This is a genomic window from Streptomyces sp. NPDC007264, assembly GCF_042869095.1.
In the GTDB taxonomy this organism is placed as follows: domain Bacteria; phylum Actinomycetota; class Actinomycetes; order Streptomycetales; family Streptomycetaceae; genus Streptomyces.
The window spans coordinates 294,209-318,213 of the sequence record NZ_JBIAFD010000001.1; the positions used below are offsets into that span (position 1 = coordinate 294,209).

Annotated in this window: 18 protein-coding genes; 9 read left to right on the plus strand and 9 right to left on the minus strand. The window is 75.3% G+C overall.

Annotation, left to right across the window (positions count from 1 at the left end; genetic code table 11):
* Positions 1-555: 555 nt before the first annotated feature.
* From ACFYMU_RS01360 to ACFYMU_RS01375, 4 genes are all read right to left on the minus strand, one after another.
* On the minus strand, positions 556-714 hold the full coding sequence (locus ACFYMU_RS01360; protein WP_388366480.1) for a DUF6760 family protein: 159 nt from the start codon (positions 712-714) through the stop codon (positions 556-558).
* The gene (locus ACFYMU_RS01365; protein ID WP_388366482.1) at positions 711-1,229 is read right to left on the minus strand and encodes a hypothetical protein; all 519 of its coding nucleotides are present in this window, start codon (positions 1,227-1,229) and stop codon (positions 711-713) included. The genes ACFYMU_RS01360 and ACFYMU_RS01365 overlap by 4 nt, the downstream gene beginning before the upstream one ends.
* On the minus strand, positions 1,229-1,672 hold the full coding sequence (locus ACFYMU_RS01370) for a phage tail protein (protein ID WP_189715094.1): 444 nt from the start codon (positions 1,670-1,672) through the stop codon (positions 1,229-1,231). The genes ACFYMU_RS01365 and ACFYMU_RS01370 overlap by 1 nt, the downstream gene beginning before the upstream one ends.
* 77 nt (positions 1,673-1,749) lie before the next feature.
* A complete protein-coding gene (locus ACFYMU_RS01375) occupies positions 1,750-3,342 on the minus strand; it encodes a phage tail sheath family protein (protein ID WP_388366484.1) in 1,593 nt (530 codons plus the stop codon).
* Positions 3,343-3,586: 244 nt separating this feature from the next.
* On the opposite strand from ACFYMU_RS01375, the gene ACFYMU_RS01380 reads away from it, so the two are divergent.
* From ACFYMU_RS01380 to ACFYMU_RS01390, 3 genes are all read left to right on the plus strand, one after another.
* Positions 3,587-5,326, plus strand: a complete 1,740-nt coding sequence (locus ACFYMU_RS01380; RefSeq protein WP_388366486.1) for a DUF4157 domain-containing protein — start codon at positions 3,587-3,589, stop codon at positions 5,324-5,326.
* A 110-nt stretch (positions 5,327-5,436) separates the two neighbouring features.
* A complete protein-coding gene (locus tag ACFYMU_RS01385) occupies positions 5,437-6,849 on the plus strand; it encodes a hydrolase (protein WP_388366488.1) in 1,413 nt (470 codons plus the stop codon).
* A 98-nt stretch (positions 6,850-6,947) separates the two neighbouring features.
* Complete coding sequence (locus ACFYMU_RS01390; RefSeq protein WP_388366490.1) at positions 6,948-8,357, plus strand: ricin-type beta-trefoil lectin domain protein; 1,410 nt, start codon at positions 6,948-6,950, stop codon at positions 8,355-8,357.
* Positions 8,358-8,393: 36 nt separating this feature from the next.
* Here ACFYMU_RS01390 and ACFYMU_RS01395 read toward each other — a convergent pair whose 3' ends face one another.
* The 3 genes from ACFYMU_RS01395 to ACFYMU_RS01405 form a co-directional block, all read right to left on the minus strand.
* A complete protein-coding gene (locus ACFYMU_RS01395) occupies positions 8,394-10,652 on the minus strand; it encodes an ATP-binding protein (RefSeq protein WP_388366492.1) in 2,259 nt (752 codons plus the stop codon).
* Positions 10,649-11,326 carry a DUF4255 domain-containing protein gene (locus tag ACFYMU_RS01400; RefSeq protein WP_388366494.1) on the minus strand — a complete coding sequence of 226 codons (678 nt, stop codon included), beginning with the start codon at positions 11,324-11,326 and terminating at the stop codon, positions 10,649-10,651. The genes ACFYMU_RS01395 and ACFYMU_RS01400 overlap by 4 nt, the downstream gene beginning before the upstream one ends.
* 156 nt (positions 11,327-11,482) lie before the next feature.
* Positions 11,483-12,145, minus strand: a complete 663-nt coding sequence (locus ACFYMU_RS01405; RefSeq protein WP_388366496.1) for a LuxR C-terminal-related transcriptional regulator — start codon at positions 12,143-12,145, stop codon at positions 11,483-11,485.
* Positions 12,146-12,513: 368 nt separating this feature from the next.
* Here ACFYMU_RS01405 and ACFYMU_RS01410 point away from each other — a divergent pair, with 368 nt between their 5' ends.
* Entirely contained in the window at positions 12,514-15,261 is a 2,748-nt protein-coding gene (locus tag ACFYMU_RS01410; RefSeq protein ID WP_388366498.1) for an AAA family ATPase, read from the plus strand.
* Positions 15,262-15,312: 51 nt separating this feature from the next.
* Here ACFYMU_RS01410 and ACFYMU_RS01415 read toward each other — a convergent pair whose 3' ends face one another.
* Both ACFYMU_RS01415 and ACFYMU_RS01420 read right to left on the minus strand, forming a co-directional pair.
* Positions 15,313-20,688, minus strand: coding sequence for a hypothetical protein (locus ACFYMU_RS01415; RefSeq protein ID WP_388366500.1), 5,376 nt, complete (start codon positions 20,686-20,688; stop codon positions 15,313-15,315).
* Between the two features lie 85 nt (positions 20,689-20,773).
* The gene (locus ACFYMU_RS01420; protein WP_388366501.1) at positions 20,774-21,016 is read right to left on the minus strand and encodes a hypothetical protein; all 243 of its coding nucleotides are present in this window, start codon (positions 21,014-21,016) and stop codon (positions 20,774-20,776) included.
* On the opposite strand from ACFYMU_RS01420, the gene ACFYMU_RS01425 reads away from it, so the two are divergent.
* The 5 genes from ACFYMU_RS01425 (at position 21,015) to ACFYMU_RS01445 (ending at position 23,992) form a co-directional block, all read left to right on the plus strand.
* Positions 21,015-21,431, plus strand: a complete 417-nt coding sequence (locus ACFYMU_RS01425; protein ID WP_388366503.1) for a sortase-dependent protein — start codon at positions 21,015-21,017, stop codon at positions 21,429-21,431. The genes ACFYMU_RS01420 and ACFYMU_RS01425 overlap by 2 nt on opposite strands.
* Positions 21,428-22,042, plus strand: a complete 615-nt coding sequence (locus ACFYMU_RS01430) for a class F sortase (RefSeq protein ID WP_388366504.1) — start codon at positions 21,428-21,430, stop codon at positions 22,040-22,042. Before ACFYMU_RS01425 ends, ACFYMU_RS01430 begins: the two co-directional genes overlap by 4 nt.
* A gap of 114 nt (positions 22,043-22,156) precedes the next feature.
* Complete coding sequence (locus ACFYMU_RS01435) at positions 22,157-22,648, plus strand: RNA polymerase sigma factor (protein WP_388366506.1); 492 nt, start codon at positions 22,157-22,159, stop codon at positions 22,646-22,648.
* On the plus strand, positions 22,632-23,120 hold the full coding sequence (locus ACFYMU_RS01440; RefSeq protein WP_388366508.1) for a hypothetical protein: 489 nt from the start codon (positions 22,632-22,634) through the stop codon (positions 23,118-23,120). Before ACFYMU_RS01435 ends, ACFYMU_RS01440 begins: the two co-directional genes overlap by 17 nt.
* Positions 23,121-23,221: 101 nt before the next feature.
* Complete coding sequence (locus ACFYMU_RS01445) at positions 23,222-23,992, plus strand: STAS/SEC14 domain-containing protein (RefSeq protein WP_388366510.1); 771 nt, start codon at positions 23,222-23,224, stop codon at positions 23,990-23,992.
* Positions 23,993-24,005 lie beyond the last annotated feature (13 nt).

Here is a 24,005-nt window from a genome sequence, read left to right on the forward strand (position 1 = left end):
CAGCGGGGCCGGGCCCGCCGCCGGACGCGGTGATGCCGGGAACACCCTGATGCCGCGGACCGGCTGCGGAGCGGGCTCTGCCGGTCGCGGCGGTGCGACCACCGGCAGGGCGGGCGAGGGTCGTTCGGTGGCGGCCGCCGGCAGGGTGGGCGAGGGCTGTCCGGTGGCGGCCGCCGGCGCGGTGCGTGGGGGCTGTCCGGTGGTCGCCGGGCCCGGCCGCGCGGCGAGCGGGTTGCCCAGCAGGCCGCCCGGGGTTCCGTCCAGCACGGTGTGCGCGCGGGTGCCGGCGAGGGCGGGGTTCTGCCAGGTGGCGAGCCGACGGCCGAACCCGGGGTCGGCGACGCCCGATGTCCCCCCGGCCACCGCCCGCTGGATGGGCGGCAGCACGGGCCACGCGGCCGGGCGCGGCCCGTCGGCGACCGGCCCGTCGGCGACCGGGGCCGTGGTGGCCGGCCCGGTGGCCTCGGCCGTGCCGCCGTCCGCGGCGGCCGGCGGCACCGCGTCCGTGCCGGAGCCGCGGCGCCCGCCCCGCAGGCGGTCCAGGAACCCCATGGCTCAGCCCCCCGCCCCGGCCCGCGTCACCAGGGAGGCGATGTGGTCCGTGTAGCGGCGCCGGTCGTGGTGTTCCAGGTCCAGGATCTCCTCCAGGCTCCAGTGGAAGTGGTAGGCGACGTACGCGATCTCCTCGTGCAGCCGGTCGGTCGCGTACGTCACGATTCCCCCAGGCGGCTCCCGCCGAGTTCCACCTCGAAGGGCTCCGAGCAGTGGGGGCACTCCACCGAGGCGCGGGTGTGGCCCTCGGCGTTGACCTGGCGGTAGAAGTCCTGGAGGAACGCCAGGTCGGAGGCGAACATGTTCTCCACGATCCCGTCGTGCACCAGCGGCAGCGTGCCGAGGCGGGTGATGACCCGGCCGAGCAGCACCACCGACAGGTAGGCGGGGTTCTCCTGGACCCGGACGTCCCGCAGCGGCACCAGTTCGTCGCGGGCCGTGGCCAGCCGCATCACACCCTCGCGGTGCACCGTGCCCGACTCGTCGACGTACCCGCGCGGCAGTTCGAAGGGGAACTCCGTCTGCAGGCGCTGCACCGGTGCAGCGGGGGCGGGCGCGGGTGCGGTGGCGGCGCCCGGCACCGGTCCCGGCGCCGGGACCGTGTCCTGCCCCCCGGCCGACGGCACGGACGGCGGCGGGACGGGCCCGCCCGCCGCGCGGACAGCCGTACGCCGCATTACTCGATGACCAGTTCTTCGAACGTGATGGTCACGGTCTCGGTCAGCGCCGCCGCCTCACCGGCCTTGACCGTGCTGGTGTCGATCTTGCTGCACCAGGCGTTGCGCATGTTGTACCGCTTGACCGGATTGTTCTGGTAGTCCATCACCATGATCGTGGCGTTCTTGCGGGCGGTGCCCATCACGCCGTTGATCGACTCGGTGATCCACTGGTTGAACGCCGCCGACTGCGTCATGCCGCGCACCACCGTGCAGGTGCCCGCCTTCTTCACGCCCGGCAGCTTCTTGGTGACCGGCTTGCCCTGTGCGGAGACCTGCTGGTACTCGATGACGTCCTGTTCCAGGCTGAGGCCGCTGACCTCGGCGAGGTACTCGACCATCACGCCGTCGATCTGCAGGCCGAAATTGTGTGAGGTGAGGGCGTCACCCGGCTGGAGACTCATGTGTTCGTCGTCCTTCTTGCTTTCCTGCTGGAGGGGTTGACGGGGGAGCGGTCGGGCGGTGCGGAAGCGGCCGTGGCCTACTCCTCCAACTCCCCGCTGCCGCTGGAGAACTGGGCCAGCCGGAAGATCACGAACTCGGCCGGCTTGACCGGCGCGATGCCGATCTCGCACACCACCCGGCCGACGTCGACCGACTCCTGCGGGTTGGTCTCCTCGTCACACTTGACGTAGAACGCCTCCTCGGGACGGGCGCCGAAGAGGGCGCCGCTGCGCCACTCGTTGACCAGGAACGCCGAGACGTTGCGCCGGATGCGGGCCCACAGCGCGTGGTCGTTCGGCTCGAACACCACCCACTGGGTGCCGATCAGGATCGACTCCTCCAGGTAGTTGAAGTACCGGCGGACGTTCAGATAGCGCCAGGCCGGGTCGGAGGACAGGGTGCGGGCGCCCCAGACGCGGATGCCGCGGCCCGGGAAGGCGCGGATGCAGTTGACGCCGATCGGGTTGAGCAGGTCCTGCTCGCCGCGGGTGATCTGGATCTCCAGGTCCACCGCGCCGCGCACCACCTCGTTGGCGGGCGCCTTGTGCACGCCGCGCTCGGAGTCGTTGCGGGCCCACACGCCGGCCACGTGGCCGCTCGGCGGGACCAGGCGGGCCTGGCCGGTGGCCGGGTCGAACGACTTGATCCACGGGTAGTACAGCGCGGCGTACTTGGAGTCGTAGCCGGCCGTCTCCTGCCGCCACACCCGGATCTGACGGGCATTCAGCCCGGGCGGCGGATCGATGATCGCGACCCGGTCGCCCATCAGCTCGCAGTGCGCGATCAGGCCGAGCTGCACCGCCTTGACGGCCTCCAGGTCGATCGCGCCCCGCTGGTAGGCGGCCATCAGGTCGGGCACGGCCACCATGGACACCTCGTCGACGGCCTCCAGGCCGCCGAAGCCGGTGCGGTCGGAGCTGTCTCCGAGGTACTGGGCCGGGCCGGGCTGGGCGGCGGCCCCGCCCTCGGCGCCCGGCGCGGCGGGCGCCGAGGACGGCGCGGCCAGCGTCAGCGTCTGGTTCTCCGGGCGGGCCAGCTGCGCGGCCGGCGCGGCCTCGGCCACCGTGATGAGCTTGGAGCGCTCCTTGACCTGGGTGACGACGTAGCCGCGGCCGCCCTTCTTGGCGGTCACGTCGAACGTCTCGACGGCCTTGTCGCCGTCCTTGACGATCAGCTTGAAGCGCTCGGCCGGGCCCTCGCCCTCCGCGTCGGCGACCTCCACGCTCAGCGGGCCGCTCTGCCCGGCCGCGGTGGCGGTCACGGTGAACGTGCCGAGCTGCCTGGGCTCGCCGGCGGGCAGCGCGGCCGGGGCGGACGCGCCCGTCACCGCGCCCGGGGCGGCGGTGTCACCGGACGCGCCCGCCGGGGAGCCGCCGACGCGGACGACGTACGCCGCCGTGCCGCCGTTGTTGAAGAAGCCGTAGACGGAGTGCGCGAGGTAGTACCCGTCGGTGAAGGCGCCGAAGGCCGCCACGTACTGCGTCCAGTTGGTGACCAGGGTCGGTTCGTTCAGCGGGCCGGTCGGGGCGAGTCCGACGAAGGCCGCCACCGAGGTGCCGACGCCCTCGATCGGGCGGGAGCCGCTGGCCACCTCCTCGACGTATACGCCGGGCGACAGGTAGGACGGCATGCTCTGCTCTCCTCGGGGTACGCGTCAGGACATCTCTCACGGTCACGCGCGAAGCGCGCGCGCCGAAACGGCCTGCGGTGCCGTACCCGGGGCACTTCCGTTGCCCGGAAGGGCAACACGGTCGTGCTGCCCCCAAGACTGCCCCCGAGTTCCTTCCACCGGCCCGTGCGGCCGGGCACGCTGGGACGTTGACGTGTATCCGCCGTCCCCTGGGGCGGTCCATCCGCCGTCGAGGGGAGCGCCCGTGCGCGCGCAGGACAGGGGCACCGCAACGAACGACCGGGGCCGGGCCACCGGTCCCGCCGACCGGGCGGCCCGGCCGCCGCAGGCGCCCACGTGGGCCGCCGGAGTGCTCGCCCTCCAGCGCCTCGCGGGCAACGCGGCCGTGTCGCGGGCCGTCGGCGTGCAGCGGCACCGGCACTCCGCCGACTGCGGTCACGGGCCGCAGCAGCCCGCCGTGCAGCGCCGCTCCCTGGTGCACGAGGTGCTGCGCTCCCCCGGCCGGCCGCTCGACGGTCCGCTGGAGAGCGAGATGTCGTCGCGGTTCGGGGGCGCCGACTTCAGCGGCGTGCGGGTGCACACGGACGCCGTGGCCCAGCGGTCCGCCGCCGAGATCGGCGCGAGTGCGTACACCTCCCGCAACCATGTCGTCTGGAACGGCCGGGACAAGCACACCCTGGCCCACGAACTGACCCATGTGATCCAGCAGAGCGAGGGACCGGTCTCCGGCACCGACGACGGCGGCGGGCTGCGCGTCAGCGATCCGGGCGACCGCTTCGAGCGGGCCGCGGAGGCCAACGCGACCCGCGTGATGTCCGGCCCGGCGCCGGTACAGCGGGCGGCCGAACCGCACGCCGACGACCACGCCTCCCCGGTGGCGGCGCCCGCCGGCGACGCCGGGGCGTGGGTGCAGCGCCGGGCGGCGACCCCGGCCCGGATCGGCTTCGAGTTCCAGCAGCTGAACAGCCAGGTGGAGGTGAAGCCGACCGACGAGTCGGCGTCCGACTCGGAGGCCGACGTGTACGACGCCAAGGCCAAGCACTACGGGGAGGAGAGCGGCCTCTGGTACGTCGTCCAGGACGGGAGGAACCTGGAGTTCGTCACCCGTCCCTTCGGCAGCAGGGAAGAACTCGTCACGGCCATGGGCGAGATCGGACGGGTCGCGGAGTACCTCTTCAAGGGCACCACGACGCTGCAGAAGCAGAATCCCGACGACTCCCCCGAGTTCGAGGTCGGCGACGTCTACGTCACCGTGCACCAGCCGGACGGCGCCGGGCAGCCGCAGGTGAACCCCGACGTCCCGCTGGACTCCCTGACGGCTCTGCACCGGGAGGCGGACGACGACGAGGGGCACTTCAAGGACTACTACGGCGTCAACCAGAAGTACTGGAGGGCGGAGAAGACCAAGGAGGAGGTGGCCGCCAACGCCCGGGTCGCCCGGGCCGTCGACGCCCTCGACGAGGCCGACCTCGTCAAGACGTTCCACATGCGGGACGATCCGTCCGCCGAACACCTCGGCAGCGTTCGCGGCATGCTCCAGGTCATCGCCGCGGCCGTCGTGCACGAGTCGCTGTTCCACACGAAACTGGAGAAGGATCAGCCGGTCCTGCTCAAGACCCACATGGGCAAGCTGTGGAAGAGCCTGGTCAAGGACGGGGCGATCGGCGCCAGGGCGTCCGTGGGCGACCTGGTGGCACTGCTGAGCAGACTGCACGGTGCGCTGGCGGAGGACGAGGGCACCAGCGAGGACATCGTCACGAAGGTCATGGCCGGAAAGGACCCGGTCTGGGGCAGCTCCCTCAGGCCGGTCGACATCGGCGCCCCCGCACAGGGGGGCGACAAGCCGACGGCACACCGCAAGCAGGTCCTGGTCGAACTGCGGCGCGTTCCGATCCTGGCCATCGACCAGTGGGCGGACTTCGCGGCCCAGGCGTTCGACCACTTCGTCGAGGACCCGGCCGACCGCTACCACCGGGACCTGTGACGGGGGTGCCGGTGGCAGCGGTGGCGGCCCCGGCACCTCTGCCCCTGCGGGCACCGGGTCTGCCCCAGGGGCTCCTGACGTGCGGCCACGGCCGGTCGTAGCGTCGCGGGGTGAGCCTGTGGACCTCCCTCGAACCCGCCTCCGCCACGGTCGATCCCGGGGCCGCCACGCGCGTGCGCCTGCGGGTGCGCAACACCGGTGACGTGGTGGACGAGTACCGCTTCGAACCGGTGGGCGCGATCGCACCGTGGACCGCCGTCGAGCCGCGGACGCTGCGGCTGTATCCGGGTACGACGGGCACGGTGGAGCTGACGTTCTCGCCGCCGCGCAGCCCGGACGCGGTGGCGGGTCCGAACCCGTACGCGGTGCGGATCACGCCGACGGAGCATCCGGACGCGGTCACCGTCCCCGAGGGGAACCTGACGATCACGCCGTTCGCCGAGGTGCGGGCCGAGCTGGTGCCGCCCACGGTGAAGGGACGGTTCCGCGGCCGGCCCAAGCTGGCGATCGACAATCTCGGCAACACCAAGGTCACCGCGTCGCTCAGCGGCAGCGACACCGGGGACCGGCTGTCGTACGAGCTCCAGCCGGGCAACGTCCAGATCGAGCCCGGCCGGGCCGCGTTCGTGAAGGCGACGCTGCGGCCGCGGCGGATCATCTGGTTCGGGTCCAAGGAGGAGCAGCCGTACACGCTCGCGGTACGGCGGTCGGGGGCCCCGACCACGGAGGTGGAGGGCACCTATGTGCAGCGGGGGTTCCTGCCCCGCTGGCTGGCGACCGTCCTCGGGACGGCCGTGGCGCTGACGATCGCCTTCGTGATGATCTGGCTGGCCTACAAGCCGCAGGTGCGGAGCCTGGCGACGGAGCGGCTCGAACAGGCCGGCGTCAGCACCCTCGCCCCGTCCCCCACGCCGGCGGCCACCGTCCCGCTTCCGGCGCCCAGTCCGCAGCCCACGAACGCACCCCCGGCACAGCCCACGGACCAGGCCGCCGACGGGAGCGGGAGCGGTGGCGGTGGGGGCGGCGGAGGCGCGACCAAGGCCCCGAAGCCGAAGAAGGAGACCGCGGCCACGGCGGTGCAGAAGCTCGCCGCGCGGAGCGACGGGCGCCACATCTGCTACCGGGCCTATGTGGCGGACCACGGCTGGCAGGACCCGGTGTGCGACGGCGCGATCGCCGGCACGACCGGGAAGAACCTGCCCGTCAAGGCCCTCAACATCGCCACCGCGGGGACCGGCGGTGTCAGCGGCAACGGCGCCCATGTGGCCGAGGGCTGGTACACGGGCGCCAAGTGGTCGAGCGCCGCCGACGGCGTCGACATGTACATCGGCAGCACCAAGGAGGCCGTCTCGCCGATGGAGGGCTTCACCATCCAGGTCAAGGACGGCTCCGTCTGCCAGACCGCCCACATCAAGGACCGGGGCTGGCTGAGCATGAGCTGCACCGACCCGGGCGCGTGGGTGTACGGGGGCAGCCCCATGGAGGACAGACTCCAGCTGGAGGCGGTCCGCTTCACCGTCTGAGAGCCGGGTGACGGGGCACGGCCGGCCGTCCCTTTCGGGCAGCGGCCCTGCCCCGCCGTCTCCTGACGTCCCCCTGCCCACGGCCTTAGCGTCGACAGGTGACTCTGTGGACTTCCCTGGAACCGGCGGCCGCGACCGTGGACCCCGGCGGCAGTACGACGGTACGGCTGCGGGTGCGCAACACCGGTGACGTGGTGGACGAGTACCGCTTCGAACCGGTGGGCGCGATCGCACCGTGGACCGCCGTCGAGCCGCGGACGCTGCGGCTGTATCCGGGTACGACGGGCACGGTGGAGCTGACGTTCTCGCCGCCGCGCAGCCCGGACGCGGTGGCGGGTCCGAACCCGTACGCGGTGCGGATCACGCCGACGGAGCATCCGGACGCGGTCACCGTCCCCGAGGGGAACCTGACGATCACGCCGTTCGCCGAGGTGCGGGCCGAGCTGGTGCCGCCCACGGTGAAGGGACGGTTCCGCGGCCGGCCCAAGCTGGCGATCGACAACCTGGGCAACACCAAGGTCACCGCGTCGGTCGCGGGGACCGACACGGGCGATCAGCTGTCGTACGAGTTCCGCCCGGCGAGCGTGCAGATCGAGCCGGGGCGGGCGGCGTTCGTGGACACGACGCTGCGGCCGCGGCAGGTGATCTGGTTCGGGTCCAAGGAACAGCGGCCCTTCTCACTGACCGTGCAGCGGTCCGGCGTCGTGCCGCTGCCGGTGGACGGTACGTTCGTGCAGCGGGGGTTCCTGCCCCGCTGGCTGGCGACCGTCCTCGGGACGGCCGTGGCGCTGACGATCGCCTTCGTGATGATCTGGCTGGCCTACAAGCCGCAGGTCGGCAGCGGCGCCACCGAGAGGGTCGCGGAGGCCGGCAGCACCGCCCTGCCCGGCCCCGTCGTCTCCGCGCCGTCCTCGCCGAAGGCCGACGCCTCCGCCGACCCGCTGCCCCGGCCCGGGACGTCGTCGGCCCCGCCGCGGCAGTCCGGCACCGGCGGTTCCGGGTCCTCCGGTGCCACCGGGTCGTCGGGATCGTCGGGGTCCTCGGGGTCCTCGGGGTCGGGCGGCGGCGGCACGAAGCCGGGCGGCTCCGCGCAGGCGCCCACACAGAAGCCGGTACCCGGCTCCCTGATCATCGGGCAGGGTTCCGGCCGTTGCGTCGACGTCACCGACGCCCAGGACGGCAAGGGCCGCGACGGCAGCCCCCTCCAGCTGTGGGGCTGCGCCGGATCGGCCAACCAGAAGTGGGACTTCCGGGGCGACGGCACGGTGCGTTCGCTGGGCCTGTGCATGGACGTCGCCTGGGGCTCCCGTGACGACGGCGCGGTCATCCAGCTGGCCCGCTGCAGCGGCAACCCCGCCCAGCAGTTCGTGCTGAGCACCGCGGGGGACCTCGTCAACCCGCAGGCGAACAAGTGCGTGGACGCCAAGGACAACGGCACCGGGAACGGCACGAGGCTCCAGCTGTGGACGTGCGCGGGAACCCCCAACCAGAAGTGGCGCGTGGAATAGCGCCCCTTCCCCGGCCGCCGGGGAGGGCCGGCGCCCCTACCAGCCGGCCTCGCCCGGCACCAGGCGGCCCGCCTTGCGGTACTCGCGGCGGGCCCCCTCCAGCAGGTCCTCCGCGCCGACCGTCTCGCCCCGCCCGGCGGCGAGATAGGCCGCGGTGACCACCGCGCTGCGGATCGACCCGCCCGCCAGCTCGAACTGCCGTGCCAGCGGCGCCGGGTCGATGCCGCCGACGCACGGCACGTGCGACAGGCCGTGCCGCCACAGCGCCAGCCGCTGCTCCGCGTCCGGGAACGGAAAGTCGATCACCAGGTCCAGCCTTCGGGTGAACGCCTCGTCGATGTTGGCGCGCAGGTTGGTGGTGAGCAGCGCGATGCCGTCGAAGGACTCCAGCCGCTGGAGCAGGTAGGCGCTCTCCATGTTGGCGTAGCGGTCGTGGGAGTCCTTGACCTCGGAGCGCTTGCCGAACACGGCGTCGGCCTCGTCGAAGAGCAGCACGGCGTCGGTGCGGTCGGCCTCGGAGAAGATGCGCTCGAGGTTCTTCTCGGTCTCGCCGACGTACTTGTCGACGACCGAGGACAGCTGCACGACGTACAGGTCGAGCCCGAGGTCCGCGGCGACGACCTCCGCGGACAGCGTCTTGCCGGTACCGGACTCGCCGGCGAACAAGCCGAGGACGCCCCGGCCCCGGCCGCCGCCCGCGCTGAGCCGCCAGTCGCCGAGGACACGGTCGCGGTGACGGGCGCGCAGGGCCAGTTCGCGCACCTGGGCCAGGGGCCGGTCGGGCAGGACCAGATCGGGCCAGCCCACCTCGGGCCGGATCCGGCGGGCGTGCCGCTCCAGGCCGGACGCGGACTGCTGCCGCGCGGCCTGCCGCACATGCGCCGCGGCGAGCGGGGCGCCCTCGAAGGCGGCGAGGTCGCGTGCGGCGCGTGCGGCGCGCGGCACCCGGTCGCCGCCGAGCCGGTAGGGGGCCACGGCGGCGGCCAGGTCGAACCCGGCGGCGTCCGCGCCCAGCACCGCCGACCAGGCGGCCGCGCCGCCCGCCCGCCGGCGCGGGGCCTCCAGGACCAGCGGATCGCGCGCACACCACTGCGGGTCGTACGGGCGTGGATCCGTCACCAGCACGGTCACGTCCGTCGCCGCGGCCAACGCCCGTACCAGCGGCCCCGGTCGGTCCGGCAGGCCCGACAGCACGACGGCACGGCCGCCGAGGCGGGCCTCGCGCAGCAGGTCGGGGACGCGCTCCTCGGGACCCGAGAAGCGCAGTGCCGCCATGCCCGCCGCACGCAGGGCGGCGGCGATCCCGGCCAGACCGTCGCCCTCGCGGCGCTCGCGCAGATAGGCGGTGAGCGGACCGCCGCGCAGCCGGGCGGCCAGCCGGCGGGCGAAGTCCTCCTCCCCGTCGGCGGGCGAGGGCTCCGGCATCGGGTGCAGATGCCCGAGGAGTGCGGCGTCCGGGGTGTCGTCGCCGAGCAGATGGGCGACCAGCCGGTCGGGCACCCGCACGGAGCGCCCCAGGAAGGGGCGTTCGGGCTCCTCGACGGTCAGCAGGCCGAGCCCGCACAGCGGCGCCGAGAGGTGGAAGCGGGCGCGGGCCGCCGCCAGGTGTGCCGGGATCCCGCACAGGTCCAGGGCGAGTCCCGTGGTGGCCCGGCGCCGGCTCACGTCGTCGTTGAGGTAGCCGTACAGCGGTTCGAAGGAACGGTCGAGGTCCGGGGCGAGGGCGATGAGCAGGATCGCGGTGTCCACCTCGGTCAGCCCCGTCCGGACAGCCAGCCGCGCCAGACGGTCGCCGGACCCGAGCAGATCCGTGCCGCCGAGTCCGTGACCCGTGCAGCCGAGTTCTGGGTCTGTGCCGTCGAGTCCCAGGTCCGTGCTGTCGGCGAGGGTGCCCGCCGTGCCGTCGAGTCCCGGGTTCGTGCTGTCGGCGAGGGTGCCCGCCGTGCCGTCGAGTCCCGGGTTCGTGCCGTCGGCGAGGGTGCCCGCCGTGCCGTCGAGTCCCGGGTCCGTGCCGTCGGCGAGGGTGCCCGCCGTGCGGCCGGTCGACGTGTCCGGCTGCCCGGCCGAGGCGGTGCCGCCGGAACCGGGGTGCGGGGGCCGGTGCAGCAGGTGGTGCACGGCCTCCTCGGACAGGTACAGGCCACGCAGGGGGTCGTCGGCCGTGGGGTCGGTGGCGGCGCGTCGCTCGACCAGGGCCGCGACCCGCTCTCTCAGCCCGGCGAGCCGGGCCAGCAGCGGCCGGGCCGGGTCGTCCGGGGCGGTGCGGGAGGGTGCCTCGGCGTACGGGGCGGTCACCGCGTGTCCGGGCGGCGTGCGGCGGCCTCCGCGCGGGCGGCGCGGGCCGCCGCCACCTGCCGCGGCCGGTGGGCGCGCTCCCCGGACTGCGGCGGGTCGCCGTCCAGGCCGCGCACGCGGACCGCCGCGCCCTCGGTGACCGGGGGCCCGGCGTCGTACTCGGGGAACGCCGGGAACGGCGCGGTCACCACCAGGTCCAGGGACGGCTTGAGTTCGCCGCCCAGGGCGGACCAGATCTCCGCGAGGGACCGCGACTCGGTCTGGATACCGGCCACCGTCAACGGCACCGCGAGCCCCAGCGCACCCAGCGAACCGGGGAGTTCGTCCGCGGCCAGCAGCTCGCGCGGCAGCAGCGTGGCCAGGACGGCCGACAGCAGCCGGTGTTCGTCCTGCGGCGTCTTGGTCCAGGCGGTCAGCAGGTACGACAGCCGGAACCAGCGCGGCGGTTGACGGCGGCGCACCACGACGTCCCGGTCGTCGCGCACGGGCACCTGGCCGCGCTGCCGCCGGGTGACGTCCTCACGGATGTCGTACAAGTAAGCGTTGACCACAGGGGCGTTGCGCCGGGCCGCCCAGTCGCGGGTCGGCGCCTCGAAGGACACGTCGATGCCGGAGCCCGCCAGCGCGCCGCCGCCGAGCAGGCCCTTGAGGACCTCGTCCACCTCGTGGATCACCGTCGTGCTCCCGCATGCCGTCCGTCGGGCCCGGCTCGGTCCCGCCCGGCCGCCGCTGTCGATCGTGCCCCCTGCGCGGCCCGGGCCGCAGGCGCGCCGGGGTCGGCGGCCGGGCAGGCGTGCTGCCCGCGTGTCCGCCTTCGATTGCCCGTTCGGTCAGATGTAGCCTTCCCGCAGGGCATATGCCACGGCGTGTGCCCGGTTACGCAGATGCAGTCGCGTCGTGATGCCGTGCATGACGTTCTTGACGGTTCGTTCGGAGTAGGACAGCTTGCTGGCGATCTCTCCGGTGTCGAGGCCCTCGGCGACCAGCCGCAGGACATCGGCCTCACGGGGCGCGAGGCCCAGGGCGGGCGTCCCGGGCCGGCCCGCCGCTCCCCGGTGCAGCGTTCCCACCTGGCTGATGAGCCGGCCGAGCAGGTCGGAGGGCAGGTCGCCGTCGCCGCGGGAGGCGGCGACGACCGCCTGCACCAGGCGGTGCGCGGTGGCCTCGCGGCGCCAGACGATGGCCCCGACCCCGCACTCGATGACGTCCAGCAGTTCGTTCTCCCGGAGCGTGCCCACGACGAGCACGGCGCGGGTGCGCTCGCTGCGCGCGACCCTGCGCAGCCGGGCCAGGGCCGCCTCGTCGAGCGCGTCCTCGATCAGCAGGGCCACCGTGCCGGGCCCGGATTCCTCGCGGAGTTCGATCTGCGGGTGCCGGCGCAGCTGGCTGACGGCGCCTTCGCGGGAGATCGGGTCCGGGGCGGCCACCACCACGGGTATCCGGGGCCCGGCGCCGGCGGCGCCGGTGTCTGTGGTCCGGGGCGAGGTCAGCAAGCGTTTCCCCCATGTTCACGGGCCCGCCGTCCGTCAAGAGCCGGTGGCGGATGGGCATGTTCCACACTTCTTCGACTGCTGTGGCGCGCGCAATCGTGGAGCACCACGAGGCGGACCACGAGACCAGCGGTCCGGCCACCACGAGTGGCCCCGGGTGCGGTCGTCGCAGCAGGCCAGCCGGGGGTCCGCCGCAGGACGGGCGGACCCGGCGGGCCCGTCGCGCACCCTCGTGAGCCTCGCCACAACGGCCGCCGAGGGGTGCGCAGGACGGCGCCCGGACGCCCCCTTCGTGGGCCATGTCACGGCACCGGAGCCGGTACCGCCCCGTTCCCTACATCGGGACGACACATCCACCACAGGAGGCAGGGATGACCGGACCGCTGGGTGACCGCGACGACGTGCGGGCGCTGCTCGCGTCCGAGGCCGAGCGCGCCCGGGCGGGCAGCGGCCGGTTCGTCCTGCTGCGCGGCGCCACGGGCACCGGCCGCACCGCCGTGCTGGAGGCCGCCGCCACCGACGCGGCCCACCGCGGGCTGCGCGTGCTGAGGGTGCGGTGTTCCCCCGAGGACACCGCCGTGCCGCTCTCCTCGATCCTGCATCTGCTGGGCCCCGTCCCCGAGTTCGCGGACATGGCGCCGGACGGCTACGACCGCCCCGGCGCGGCCCGGCTGTGGCGGCTGCTGCGCTCGTACGCGGACGAGACGCCGCTCATGGTGGCCGTGGACGACGTCCACCTCGCCGACCTCTCCTCCCGCCGCTGGCTGGTCGAGGCGGCCCGCCGCGTCGACCGGTTACCGGTGCTGCTCGTGGCCACCGAGCGCAGCCAGTACGACATCGACCCCCGGCCGGCCGGCCTCACGCACACCCTGCCGCCGTCCCTCGTCCGCACCCACACCCTCGCCCCGCTCACCGACGACGCGTCGGCGGCCCTGGTCCGGGCCGCCCTGCCCGACGCCCCCGCCCCGTGGACGGAGGACTTCGTACGGGCCGCCGCGGGCAGCCCGCTGCTGCTGCACGCCCTGCTGGACGACCTGTGCGGCGCCCCGCCGTCGGCCGTCCCGGAGACCTGCGCGGCGCTGTACCCGGGCGCGTACCCGGCGGCCGTCTCCTGGTGGCTGGACAGCGCCGGGCCCGCCACGGCCGAGGTGGCACGGACACTGGCGGTCCTGGAGGGGGCGCAGCCGCAGGACACCGCCGAGGGTGCGGCCGAGCTGCTCGCCGCGGTGGCCGGGGCCGACCCCGCCCGGGTCACGGGCTGGCTCACCGCGATGACCCGGCTGGGACTGCTGCGCCCCGACTCCGCGGGCCGCCCCCGCTACGCGCACCCGCTGCTGCGCGACGCGGTGCTCACCGGCTGGCCCGCCGAACGGCGGCGGGCGGCCCACCGGGCGGCCGCCGAGGCGATGCTGCGCCGCGGCGACCCGGTCGAGTCCGTGGCCCGGCAACTGCTGGACGGCGAGCCCGTGAGGGCTCCCTGGGCCCTGGGCGTGCTGCGCGACGCCGTGACCGCCTCCGTGCACGACGGCCGGCGCGGCGACGCGGTCGGCTATCTGCGCCGGGCCCTGGACGAGCCGCTGTCCGGCGGCCTCAGACAGCGGCTGCTGACCGAACTGGGCTCCCTGGAGTACTCCTCCGCCGATCCCCCGGCGGGCATTTCCCGTCTCGCCGAGGCGCTGCGCCTGCCGGCCGCGCCCCGCGACCATGTGCGCACGGCCATCGCGCTCGGCACGGCCCTCGCCGACCGGGGCGAGGTCCGCGCCGCCGTGGAGGTCCTGCGGCAGATGGAGGACCGGCTGGCCGGCGACCCCGGTCTTGCCCGCACCGTGCGGACCGCGGGCGCGCTGCTGTCGGACCGGGACCTGACGGTGCGCAGGGAGGTGTACCGGTCGCTGAGCGACGCCGCCGAATGCTCCCCGGACCTCGTCGGAGCCACCGGGCAGGCCCTGCTGGTGCGGTACGCCGCCACCGCCGGGACCAGTTCGGCCCGGGCCGCCATGACCCGGCTGCGGGCGCTGCTGGCGGAACCCGCCGACCCGCTGGCCGAACCCTTCCTGCTGGGCACGGCCGCCGCCGTCGCCCAGTGGGCCGACGAACTGGACGACGCGGAACGGCTCGTGGAACGCGGCCTGGCCGGGCGCCGCACCGTGCTGCTGCACCCGATGCTGCAGCCCCTGATGGATGTCCGTGTCGACATCGTTGCCGCCCGGGGAGCCTACGGCCTGCTCCTCGCCGACCACGCGGAGCGGCCCGCCCCGGCACACCGCACCGGGCCCTCCAACGCCGACGCGCACGCCGTGGTCGCCCTCGTGGAGACCGGCCGCACCGAACAGGCGCGGCGGCTGGCGGACGGCTTCGACCTGCGGGGGGCGCCGGACTCCTGGGAGCTGAACCGCTTCCTGTACGCGCGAGGCGTGCTGCGCCGGGCCGAGGGCGACCTCACGGGCGCCCTCCACGACTTCCTGGAGTGCGGGCGGTGGCAGTCGGCCCGCGCCGTCGTCAGCCCGGTCGTGACCCCGTGGCGGACGGCGGCCGCCGAGTGCCGGCTGGCGCTGGGCGGCCGGCAGGAGGCGCTGGCCCTGGCGGAGGAGGAACTGCGGCTGGCCCGCGTGTGGGACACCCCGCGCACGGTGGGACGGGCCCTGCGGGTCCTGGGCCTGGCGACCGGTGGGCGGCGCGGCCTGGAACTGGCGGAGGACGCCGTGAGCCGCCTCCGCCGGTCGCCGGGGGAGACCGACCTGGTGTCCGCGCTGATCGCGCAGGGACGGCAGCTCATCACCGCGGCCGAGCGGGCCCGGGCCCGCGACTGCCTGCGGGAGGCGGCCGAGCGGGCCGAACGCCTCGGCGCCGTACGGCTGCGGGCCGAGGCGGAGGAGGCGCTGCGCGCGGGCGGCGCCCGCCGCTCCGCCGCCGCGCTCACCGGCTCCGGAGCCCTCACGGGCAGCGAGCGCCGCATCGCCGAACTCGCCGCCGACGGCCGTACGAACACGGAGATCGCCGACCTCCTGCACGTGGCCCGCCGCACCGTGGAGACCCATCTGACCAGCACCTACCGCAAACTCGGCATCCGCCGCAGGGCCCAACTGCGCGCGGCCCTGACGACGGAGAACACGGCCTAGGGCTGGCCTAGAGCCGTCTTCACCCGAGAGGCACTCCAGCCCCCAAGCGCCTCAGCCCGTGCCCATGCCCGCTCCCGTGCCCGCCGGTGGGGTCGCTGTGGTCCGGGCGCGCAGGCCCAGGTGGTCGTCCGGGTCCCGTAGCCGGCCGGCGTCGGCCGGATCGGTCAGCATGCGGCGGACCGCGGGCGCGGGCATCCGGATCACCACGGGGGCCGGCAGCGTGACCTCCTGCACGGCCACCGACCGCCGGCCCGACCGCACCCGGGCGGCCACCCGCGCCACCACCCGCACGTCCAGCGTGAACTGCACCAGCACCGACTCGGACTTCGGCTTGTGCAGCGGCATCGAGCCGGCGCCGTTCGCCGCCGTCGCCGTGGCGCCGCCGGCGCCGTCCGCGGTGCCGAGGAACTGGTTCATCCGGAACTCGTCCGCGTTCAGCACCCCCGCCCCGAACAGACCGCGCGCCGACCCGCCGTGCTCGTTCGCCTGCTGCCCGTCCGCACCCGTCGGGCGCGGCGCGTCCAGCCCGCTCTGCGCCACCGTCTCGAACGTCATCTTGTCGCCCGCCCCCAGCACCCGGCCGTCGCGCAGCCGGGCGTGCAGCGAGGCGGAGAGGTCCTGGCCCTCCACCCCGCTCGCGTGCACCGGCGGCAGGTCAACGCCCGCGGCGGTCAGCAGCGGCAACGCCGCGATGAGCCATTCCGTGGAGACCGCCCCGCGCAGCATGTGGAAGGCCGCCTCGCCGCCCGTGCGGAACCTCCTGCCGCCGCCCGCCCGCCGCACGGCGTCGTCGACCGCCTGCTGCACCCGGGGCGCCCCCTGGAACCCGTTGACCTGGGCCTCCATCGGCAGCCGCACCCCGCCCGCGTGCCAGGGCCCGAGCCGGTTCGCGCCGGCGTCCCCGGGATCGGCGGCGCGCTGCCCGGCCTGTCCGGGCGGCACCGGTGTGAGCCGGGCGAGGGCGTTCAGGTCGGCCGCCAGGACGCGGTGGGTCAGGCGCAGTCCGTCGAGCCGGGCCAGGGCCACCCGGCGGTCCCCCGACCGGACCTCCAGGCTCGCCTCGATCGGCAGGCTCATCCGAGCCGACGGCGCGGACGACTCGGCGACGGTCTTCACCCCGAGCTGGGCCCGTCCGACGGACGCGGTGCGCCGCGCGTCGCTCACGCCGGAGCCGAGACCACCGGCCCCTCCGGCGCTCTTCAACCGCCCCGCGCCCTCGTCGGGCCGGCCGGCGCCCGCGAACACGGCCTCGACACCCCGGGAGTCGCTCTCGTCGTGCGTTGCGGCCCGCTGGGCGGCCGCGGAGGTGATGTACTCCATGTCCCGTCCGTCGGACGACGTCTCCACATAGGTGCCGGGTCCCGTCCGGCGGATCCGGAACACCGCCCGGTACGGCGTCCCGCGCCCGGCGAACAGTTCCACGGCCACCCCGCCGTCCATGGCACCGGACAGCAGCCCGGCCGATCCGTCCCGGTCGAGCACCCGCAGCAGCCGCTGCACGTTGTCGTTGCGGTCCGTCAGCTGGGTGCGCGGCAGCAGGTCCTCGGCGAGCGAGCGGTCCTGGGCGGCGAGGCGCACCCGTATCCGGTCCAGCAGCGGTACGAAGTCGGGCAGGTCCTCGATCATGCCGAAGCCGAGGGGCAGGCCGCCGGCCAGTTCGGGGACGGGCGCGGGCGGCACCAGCGGGGCGCTCACCGGCGCACCACCCGGGGCGCCATCCCCGGTGCTCGCCGCATGGTCCGTGCCGGTCGCGGGGGCTGCCGCCGTGGTGGCATCGGCCGTGCTCCCCGCGGCCGACCGCGCACCCGCCCCGGCCGGCGACCCCGCCTCGGTCGGCGACCCCGCCTCGGCCGGCGACCGCGCCCCCGACCCCGTCCCCGCCCTGGTCCCCGCCCCGGACGCCGACCGCGCCCCCGACCCCGTCCGCCCGTCGCCCTCCGGCACCCGCAGTCCCGCCGCCCGCACCTGGCGCTCGGTCAGCCACACGGCCACCGCCGCGGGCACCGTGCGTCCGCCCCGGGCGACATACGGCCCGCCGCCCGTCACGGAGACCTCCGCGACCATGCGCAGCACCAGATCGCACTGGACCAGGTACAGCGGGCTCTTGCGCGAGGTGTGCGCGTTCCGTTCGACCGTGCCGGCCAGGGTGGCCGTCGCGGTGTCGCCCGTGCCCAGGCTCCGGCCGGCGGCCACGCCCTGCCCGGTGCGCCACTCGGTGCCGTTCTCCGACCCCATGAGGCCGCCCTGCACCGAGGTGGTGCCGTTCTTCCCCTCCTGCCCGGTGACCTGGTGGCCGCCCAGCACGAACGTCTCCGTGCCCGGCCCCGTCCCCTGGTGCACGATCCGCGGGGCGGCCAGCGCGAACCGGGTGCCGACCGCCCCGTTCAGCGCGGCCAGCCGCCGCGGATGGCGCAGGTTGCGCACCACCCAGCCGGCGGAGACGCCCTGCCGCAGCGCCGCGGTCACGGCCTGCGGGCTGAACCGTTCCTCGATCGCGAGCCGCGGCGCCAGCCCCTCCGTCTCCAGCGCCCGGTCCGCCCGCCCCTCCGTGGTGCGGGCGGCGGCCCGCGCCAGCAGTTCGAAGGCCAGGTCCCGCACCGGCTGCGCGTCCCCGACCGTCTCCACCAGCGTCCAGTCCCGCACCCCCCGGCCGCCCATCTGCCGGGGGGACAGGCCGGCCAGGTCGCCGATCCCGGCGGCGGCGAACTCCGTCCGTACGTCCCGGTGGCGCCCGGTGCGGGCGGCGGTCGCCGCGTCCAGTCGCTGCTTGGCCGCCGCGTCCAGGGTGAACGCGGTCGGGGTGAGCAGGCGTACGTCCTGCTCGTCCAGGCGCAGCCCGGCCAGGAGTTCGGCCTCCGGCACGTCCCGGCCCGGGGAGCCCGGGGTGAGGGCGCGCGCGGTCTTGCGCTGCCGGGTCGTCATGGTGACGTCGACGCTCAGGCCCAGCGCCGCGCCGAAGACGGCGGCGTCCTCGGACCCGTTGGTGAGGACGTCGGTGCGCAGCGTCGGGCCGGCCTGCCCGCGCCGGGTCGTCGTACGGCTCCTCTCGGCGCGCAGTCCCATGGTCAGGGCGCCGGGCACCAGCCGGAACTGGCCGAGCGCGAGCCCGCCGACGGTGCGGGAACTCGCCCGCCCGCTCTGCAGGTTGGTGGTGACGCCGGAGTGGCTGCGCACCAGCCAGTCCTTGGTGTCCCCGAGGTGTCCGGTCCCGCGGAGCGAACCGGTGACCCGCAGCTGGACGTCGTGCGCGTGGAACCGGGACTTGCGGCGCATCCGCACGCGGACGCCGGTCGACAGCAACTGGTCCTTGTTCACCCGCAGGTTGGTCTCCGACAGGACGGTGACCAGTTCCCGGTAGTTGCGCCGCTGCGCCTCGGCCTCCTCCGGGCCGAGGTCCCGCGGCTGCGGTTCGTCACCGAAGGCGGGCAGCCAGCCGGCGAGCCGCGGATCGGTGGCGAACAGCCGCTGGATCGCCCGCATCATGGGCCCGGTGTCCAGCTGGCTGATCGCCACGCTGGATCCCATGGCGCCGAAGGGGAGATGGCGCACCACGTGCCCGGGGACGCCCGCCGTACCCCCGGCGTCCTCCCGCGCCGTGTCCCCCGCGTCCTCCCGCGCCCTACCCCCGGCGTCCTCCCGCGCCGTACCCCCGGCGTCCTCCCGCGCCGCGCCCCTGCCGTCGGGTCCGCCGGTGTCCCGGCCCTGTCCCTCGGTGCTCCCGGCCGCCGGTCCCACCGGTCGGCCGACGAGGTCTCCGGCGGTCGTGCCGTCCGGCAGCGGCAGCCCCAACTCCCTTGCCTCGTCGGCACGCAGGCTGATCCAGACCCGCATGGAGTGGTGTGCGGTGCGCCCGCCGCCCCGGGCCCGCGTCAGGGGCGACCGAGGTCCCGTGCCCTCGATGGTGAACAGCACGGTGCCCAGGTAGAGGACCTTGTCCCCGCGTACCTCCGCGCCCTGCCGACTGGAGACGGTCTGCTCGGCCACGGTGAAACGCGCCGTGCGGGCCCCCACGACGGGCATCACGGTGCCGCGGACGGCGGCGGCGTTGCCGAGGACACCGAACCCTCCTGCCGGCCCCACCCCCACGGCGCCGCCGCGGCCCTTGCCCGCCGTGTCCGTCACCGAGTGCTGGGTCTGCTGGTGGGTGCGCAGCTGCGTCCTGCCGGTGCCCCAGCCGGGCGCCAGCGCGCCGATCACGGCGTGCATCCGGTAGGTGCCGGTGGTGCTGCCGTCCCGGCTCGTCAGGTCCTCGCCGACGACACCGTCGCGCAGCAGCCGGGGCATGTCCTCCAGGACGGTCGCGGTGGCGGTGGCCTCGTACAACCGGGCCCGGCCGGGGGCGCCGGGCCAGGTCAGGGACGGGTGCAGCACCGAGCTGACCGCGTCGAAGAGTCCGCCGCCGCCCTGGTGCGGGGCGGCGGTGTCGGAGACGGCGAGCGGGGCCATGGAGTCGGCGAGCGACACCTGCCGCGCGGTCTCGGCGGTCACCGGGCGCGGCCGGGGCGGGGCCCCGGCGGTGACCGGCACCAAGTGCTCGACCGGAACCCGCATGGTCAGGGAGCCGGACCCGGTGAAGGTCTGCGCGGAGCGCTCCCCGTCCTTCCTGATCCGCACGCCGTAGCGGACCCTTCTCGGCACCTCGACGGAGCCCTTGTCGCTGCGCAGCACGCGGGGTTCGGCCAGGGCGCGCTGGGTGCGGGACTCCCGGGACGACCGGAACGGCTGCGCGTTCGCGGTGAGCGCCGCGCCGGCCCAGACGCCGGGTGCCACGGGGGCCAGCCCGAACGCGGTGAAGGTGGCGCCCTTCGACGCGGACGACGCCGAGGTGTGGGCGACGGCGGCGGTGGTGTTGTGCTGCACGTCCACCTTGGTGGCCGCGCCCTCGGGGTCGAGGGCGGCGGGGACGAAGGTGGCGGGGCGGTCGTCGCCGGCCGGGGAGACGGTGACCGTGACGTCGTACCGGTCCGTGCCGCGGGGCCCCGTCACGGCGAAGGCGCGGCCCCGGCCGTAGAAGGTCTCGGGCCGGCCCGCGAGTTCCGCGGCGATCTCGGCGACGGTGCCGTCGCGGCGGCCGATGACGGTGACCAGGGTGGTGCGGACGAACTCGTGGCCGGTCAGCCCGTACGCCGCGGACAGGCCGGCCGCCTCCATGTCCTGGAGGTACGGCGGCAGTTCCAGGGCGTCGTCGTCGACCTCCTCGACCGTGGGCGGCACGCCCGGCGGGGGGCGGCGGCGCGCGGTGGACGGCCCGGCCGCGCCCAGGGCGCGGGCGGTCGCCGCGTTGCCCGCCGTCCGCTGGAGCGCGAGCAGGGGGTTCGGGCCGCCGTCCGGGCCGTCCGGGCCGTTCGCACGGTCGGCCCGGGGTGCCCGGGGTTCCCGTTCGCGGGCGGTGCCATGGCGGTCGTCCGCCTGCCGCTGTCCTCGCACGCGCGTCAGCGTAGGGACGGCACGGGGGGTGTGCGGGGTGCCCGTGCGACCTTGCGGAGATCGACGTCGGAGCGCCGTACGGCGTTCAACTCCCGTACGTCCGGCGGTCGCCCGGCGCCGTGGACCCGCCGCCGCACTCCGCTCGCGCGGCACCTCCCGACGGCTTTGCCGTCTCTTTACAACCCGTGGCGCCGCCGCCTCGTCTCTCCGCTCGATCCGTCACACGGCCCACTGGTACCGGCGGGCCGACGACGACAAAGACGACGACAAAGACAAAGACCAAGCCGAAGACGAAGACGAAGACGAGAGAGAAAGTGAGCCACTCCATGCGCCGAATCCTCCTCAGCGCCGCGGCACTCGCGTGCACCGCCGTGCTGGCGGGCACCGCGCCCGCGTTCGCGGACGGGCCCTCCCCGGTCCCCACGGCCCACGCGACCGCCACCGCCGTACCGGCCTCTCCCCGCCCGGTGCCGTCCGCCACGGCCGTACCGGCCTCTCCCCGCCCGGTGCCGTCCACCACGGCCGTGGAGGCGTCCCCCCGTCCGGTGGCGAGCGTCGCACCGGGCCAGGGCCAGGTCGCCGTCGTGCCCAAGGGCGCGCCCGACACCGGAGTCGCTCCGGTGACCTCGCGGTCCGGGGCGGGGTCCGCGTCCGGGGTGATCGGCGGGGCCGCCGCCGCGGTGCTCGCCGTGGGCGGCGGGGCGGTCCTCGTCGTACGCCGCCGGCGGGCGACCGGGGCATGACCTCGCTCTCCAGGCGCGCGTTCGCCGGCGCGGCGGCGGCCTCGCTGCTCGCCGGCTGCGCCGGCCACGGCACGGCACGGAGCGGGACCGCACGCCCCGGCGGGTCCTCCTCGCCACCGCCTTCGCCGATCCCCTCCCCGGCGCGCGCCCTGGCGCGTTCGGCCCCGGTCAGGCTGCGGATCCCGGCCATCGGTGTCGACACCCCGGTCATGGGGCTGGGACTGGCGTCGGACGGCAGTGTGCAGGTCCCCCCGGTCACGGCCCACGACCGCGCGGGCTGGTACCGGTACTCGCCGGCACCCGGGCAGACCGGTCCGTCGGTCATCCTCGGCCATGTGACGGTCGGCGCCTACGGTGACGGCGTCTTCCGCCACCTGGCGCGGCTGCACCGGGGCGACCGGATCGTGACGCGCCTGGAGAACGGCACGGCGGTAGGGTTCGCCGTCCGTTCCGTACGGACGGTCGCCAAGGCCGACTTCCCGGCGGACGACGTCTACGGGAACGTGGACCGTCCGGAACTGCGGCTCATCACGTGCGGCGGCGCCCGTACCGGCGACGGATACCTCGACAACGTGATCGTCTTCGCCGCGCTGAGCTCCCCGCGCCCCTGACCCGCCACGCCGGGGCTCCGGCCGGGGGCCCGGGCCGGAGCCCCGGTCCGGGCCCCGGCCCGCCCCCCTGACCCGACCCGGACCCCACAGGTGCCATCACCACCATGGAGAGCGTTGAAGCGGTCCCGTGACACGGCGGCGTCCGAGCTGTTCGCCGCCCTCTACCCGCGCCTCGCCGGCTGGTGCCGCCGTCTCGTCGACGACGACGAGACGGCGCACGAGGTCGCCTCCGAGGCGTTCACCCGGCTGTGGGCGCGCTGGACGACCGTGGAGGAGCCCCGCGGCTTCCTCTACGTCACCGCGGCCAACCTCGTGCGCGACCACTGGCGCAAGCTGGAGCGCGAGCGCAGGGCGCTGCGCCGCGTCACCTCGGAGGCCGCCGTCCGCCCCCACACCGAGCAGGCCGACCCGTCGGTGCGCCTGCTCGTGCAGTCGCTGCCGGAACGACTGCGTGTCCCGATCCTGCTGCACTACTACGCTGACATGCCGATCCGGGAGGTGTCCCTGCTGACCGGGCGCAGGGAGGGAACCGTCAAGGCCGACCTGCACGCGGCCCGGGAACTGCTCCGCGTCCACCTGAGGAGGAGCCTTGACCACACGGTCTGACGAGGGCCCGGAGTTCGGGCCGGACGACCCTCTCGCGGTGATCCTGCGGCCCCCCTCCGACCACCTCGGCCCGCCCGCCGGCCGCTACGAGGCGGTCCGCCGCGCCGCGGCCCGCCGCCGGCTGCTGCGCGCCGCCGCCGGCCTGGGCCTGTCCTGCGCGGTCGCCGCCGGGGTCGCCCTGCAACTCCACCTGGCGGCACCCGGGACCCCCGTGCGCCCGACGGGCCCGCTCGCCCCACCGTCCCCGAGCCGCCACACGGCGCCCCCCGTCCCGTCGGCGCGCCCCGTCCCGTCGGTGCCGCACCAGCGCGCCACCGCCCGGCCCGGCCCCCGGAACACCGCCCCCACCCGTCCGGTGCCCACCGCCGTCCCCACCGGCCTTCCGTCGAGGACGGCCACCGCGCCGCGGACCGAGCCGTCGGCGAGCCGGACCGGGATGCCGGCCGCGTCCGAGAGCAGCCCCCGCTCGTAGCGCCCCTGCGACCGCCCTGGCTCGATGCGCCCGTATCGATCACCAATGGGACAATGGTGGACGGACCGGTGCGTACCGCGCGGTGCGGAAAGGGGAACGGCATGCTGGAACGAGCCAAGGACGTGCCCGCCGGGATCGATGCGGTGAGCGCGGTCGGAACCGTGTCGAAGGCCGACTACGAGACGGTGATGGAACCGCTGGTCGACGAAGCGCGCCGAGAGGGCCGCCGCATCCGACTGCTGTACGAGTTCGGCCCCGAGTTCCGGTCGTTCACCCCGGGGGCCGGATGGGAGGACTTCAAGATCGGGATCGGCTCGCTGCGGCTGTTCGAAGGATGCGCGGTCGTCACCGACATCGGCTGGATCCGTGAGTCCACCCGGCTGATGGGATTCCTGATGCCGTGTCCGGTACGCGTCTACGGCACCGGCGAGCGCGAGGAGGCACTGCGCTGGCTGACGTCGCTGCCCCAGGGGCCCGGTGTCTCCCACCGACTCCTGCCGGAGGGCGGGGGAGTTTTGGTGATCGAGGTCGAACAGCCCCTGCGGACAGCGGACTTCGACGCCCTGGCGGTGACCGCGGACGGCTGGCTCGAAGCGCACCCCGAGTTGGCCGGCGTCGTGGTCCACGCGCGTGAGTTCCCCGGCTGGGAGAACGCCGGGAGCCTGCTGCGGCACCTGCGTTTCGTCCGCGACCACCACCGGAAGGTCGGGAAGGTCGCGCTGGCGGCCGACAGCAGGCTCGCCGCGCTGGCGCCCCAGCTCGCGAACCACTTCGTCCGCGCCGAGGTGCGGCGGTTCGGATACGACGAACTCGACGACGCCGTCGCCTGGGCCGGGAGCTCCCCGGACCGGAGCCCGTCCGGCGCGGAGTGACGCCCGCCGCAGC

Coding starts and splice junctions, on each gene's coding strand:
- ACFYMU_RS01420 (WP_388366501.1), bottom strand. CDS start 21,016: ATGGAGTGGCTCACTTTCTCTCTCGTCTTCGTCTTCGTCTTCGGCTTG.
- ACFYMU_RS01425 (WP_388366503.1), top strand. CDS start 21,015: ATGCGCCGAATCCTCCTCAGCGCCGCGGCACTCGCGTGCACCGCCGTG.
- ACFYMU_RS01375 (WP_388366484.1), bottom strand. CDS start 3,342: ATGCCGTCCTACCTGTCGCCCGGCGTATACGTCGAGGAGGTGGCCAGC.
- ACFYMU_RS01430 (WP_388366504.1), top strand. CDS start 21,428: ATGACCTCGCTCTCCAGGCGCGCGTTCGCCGGCGCGGCGGCGGCCTCG.
- ACFYMU_RS01445 (WP_388366510.1), top strand. CDS start 23,222: ATGCTGGAACGAGCCAAGGACGTGCCCGCCGGGATCGATGCGGTGAGC.
- ACFYMU_RS01370 (WP_189715094.1), bottom strand. CDS start 1,672: ATGAGTCTCCAGCCGGGTGACGCCCTCACCTCACACAATTTCGGCCTG.
- ACFYMU_RS01365 (WP_388366482.1), bottom strand. CDS start 1,229: ATGCGGCGTACGGCTGTCCGCGCGGCGGGCGGGCCCGTCCCGCCGCCG.
- ACFYMU_RS01410 (WP_388366498.1), top strand. CDS start 12,514: ATGACCGGACCGCTGGGTGACCGCGACGACGTGCGGGCGCTGCTCGCG.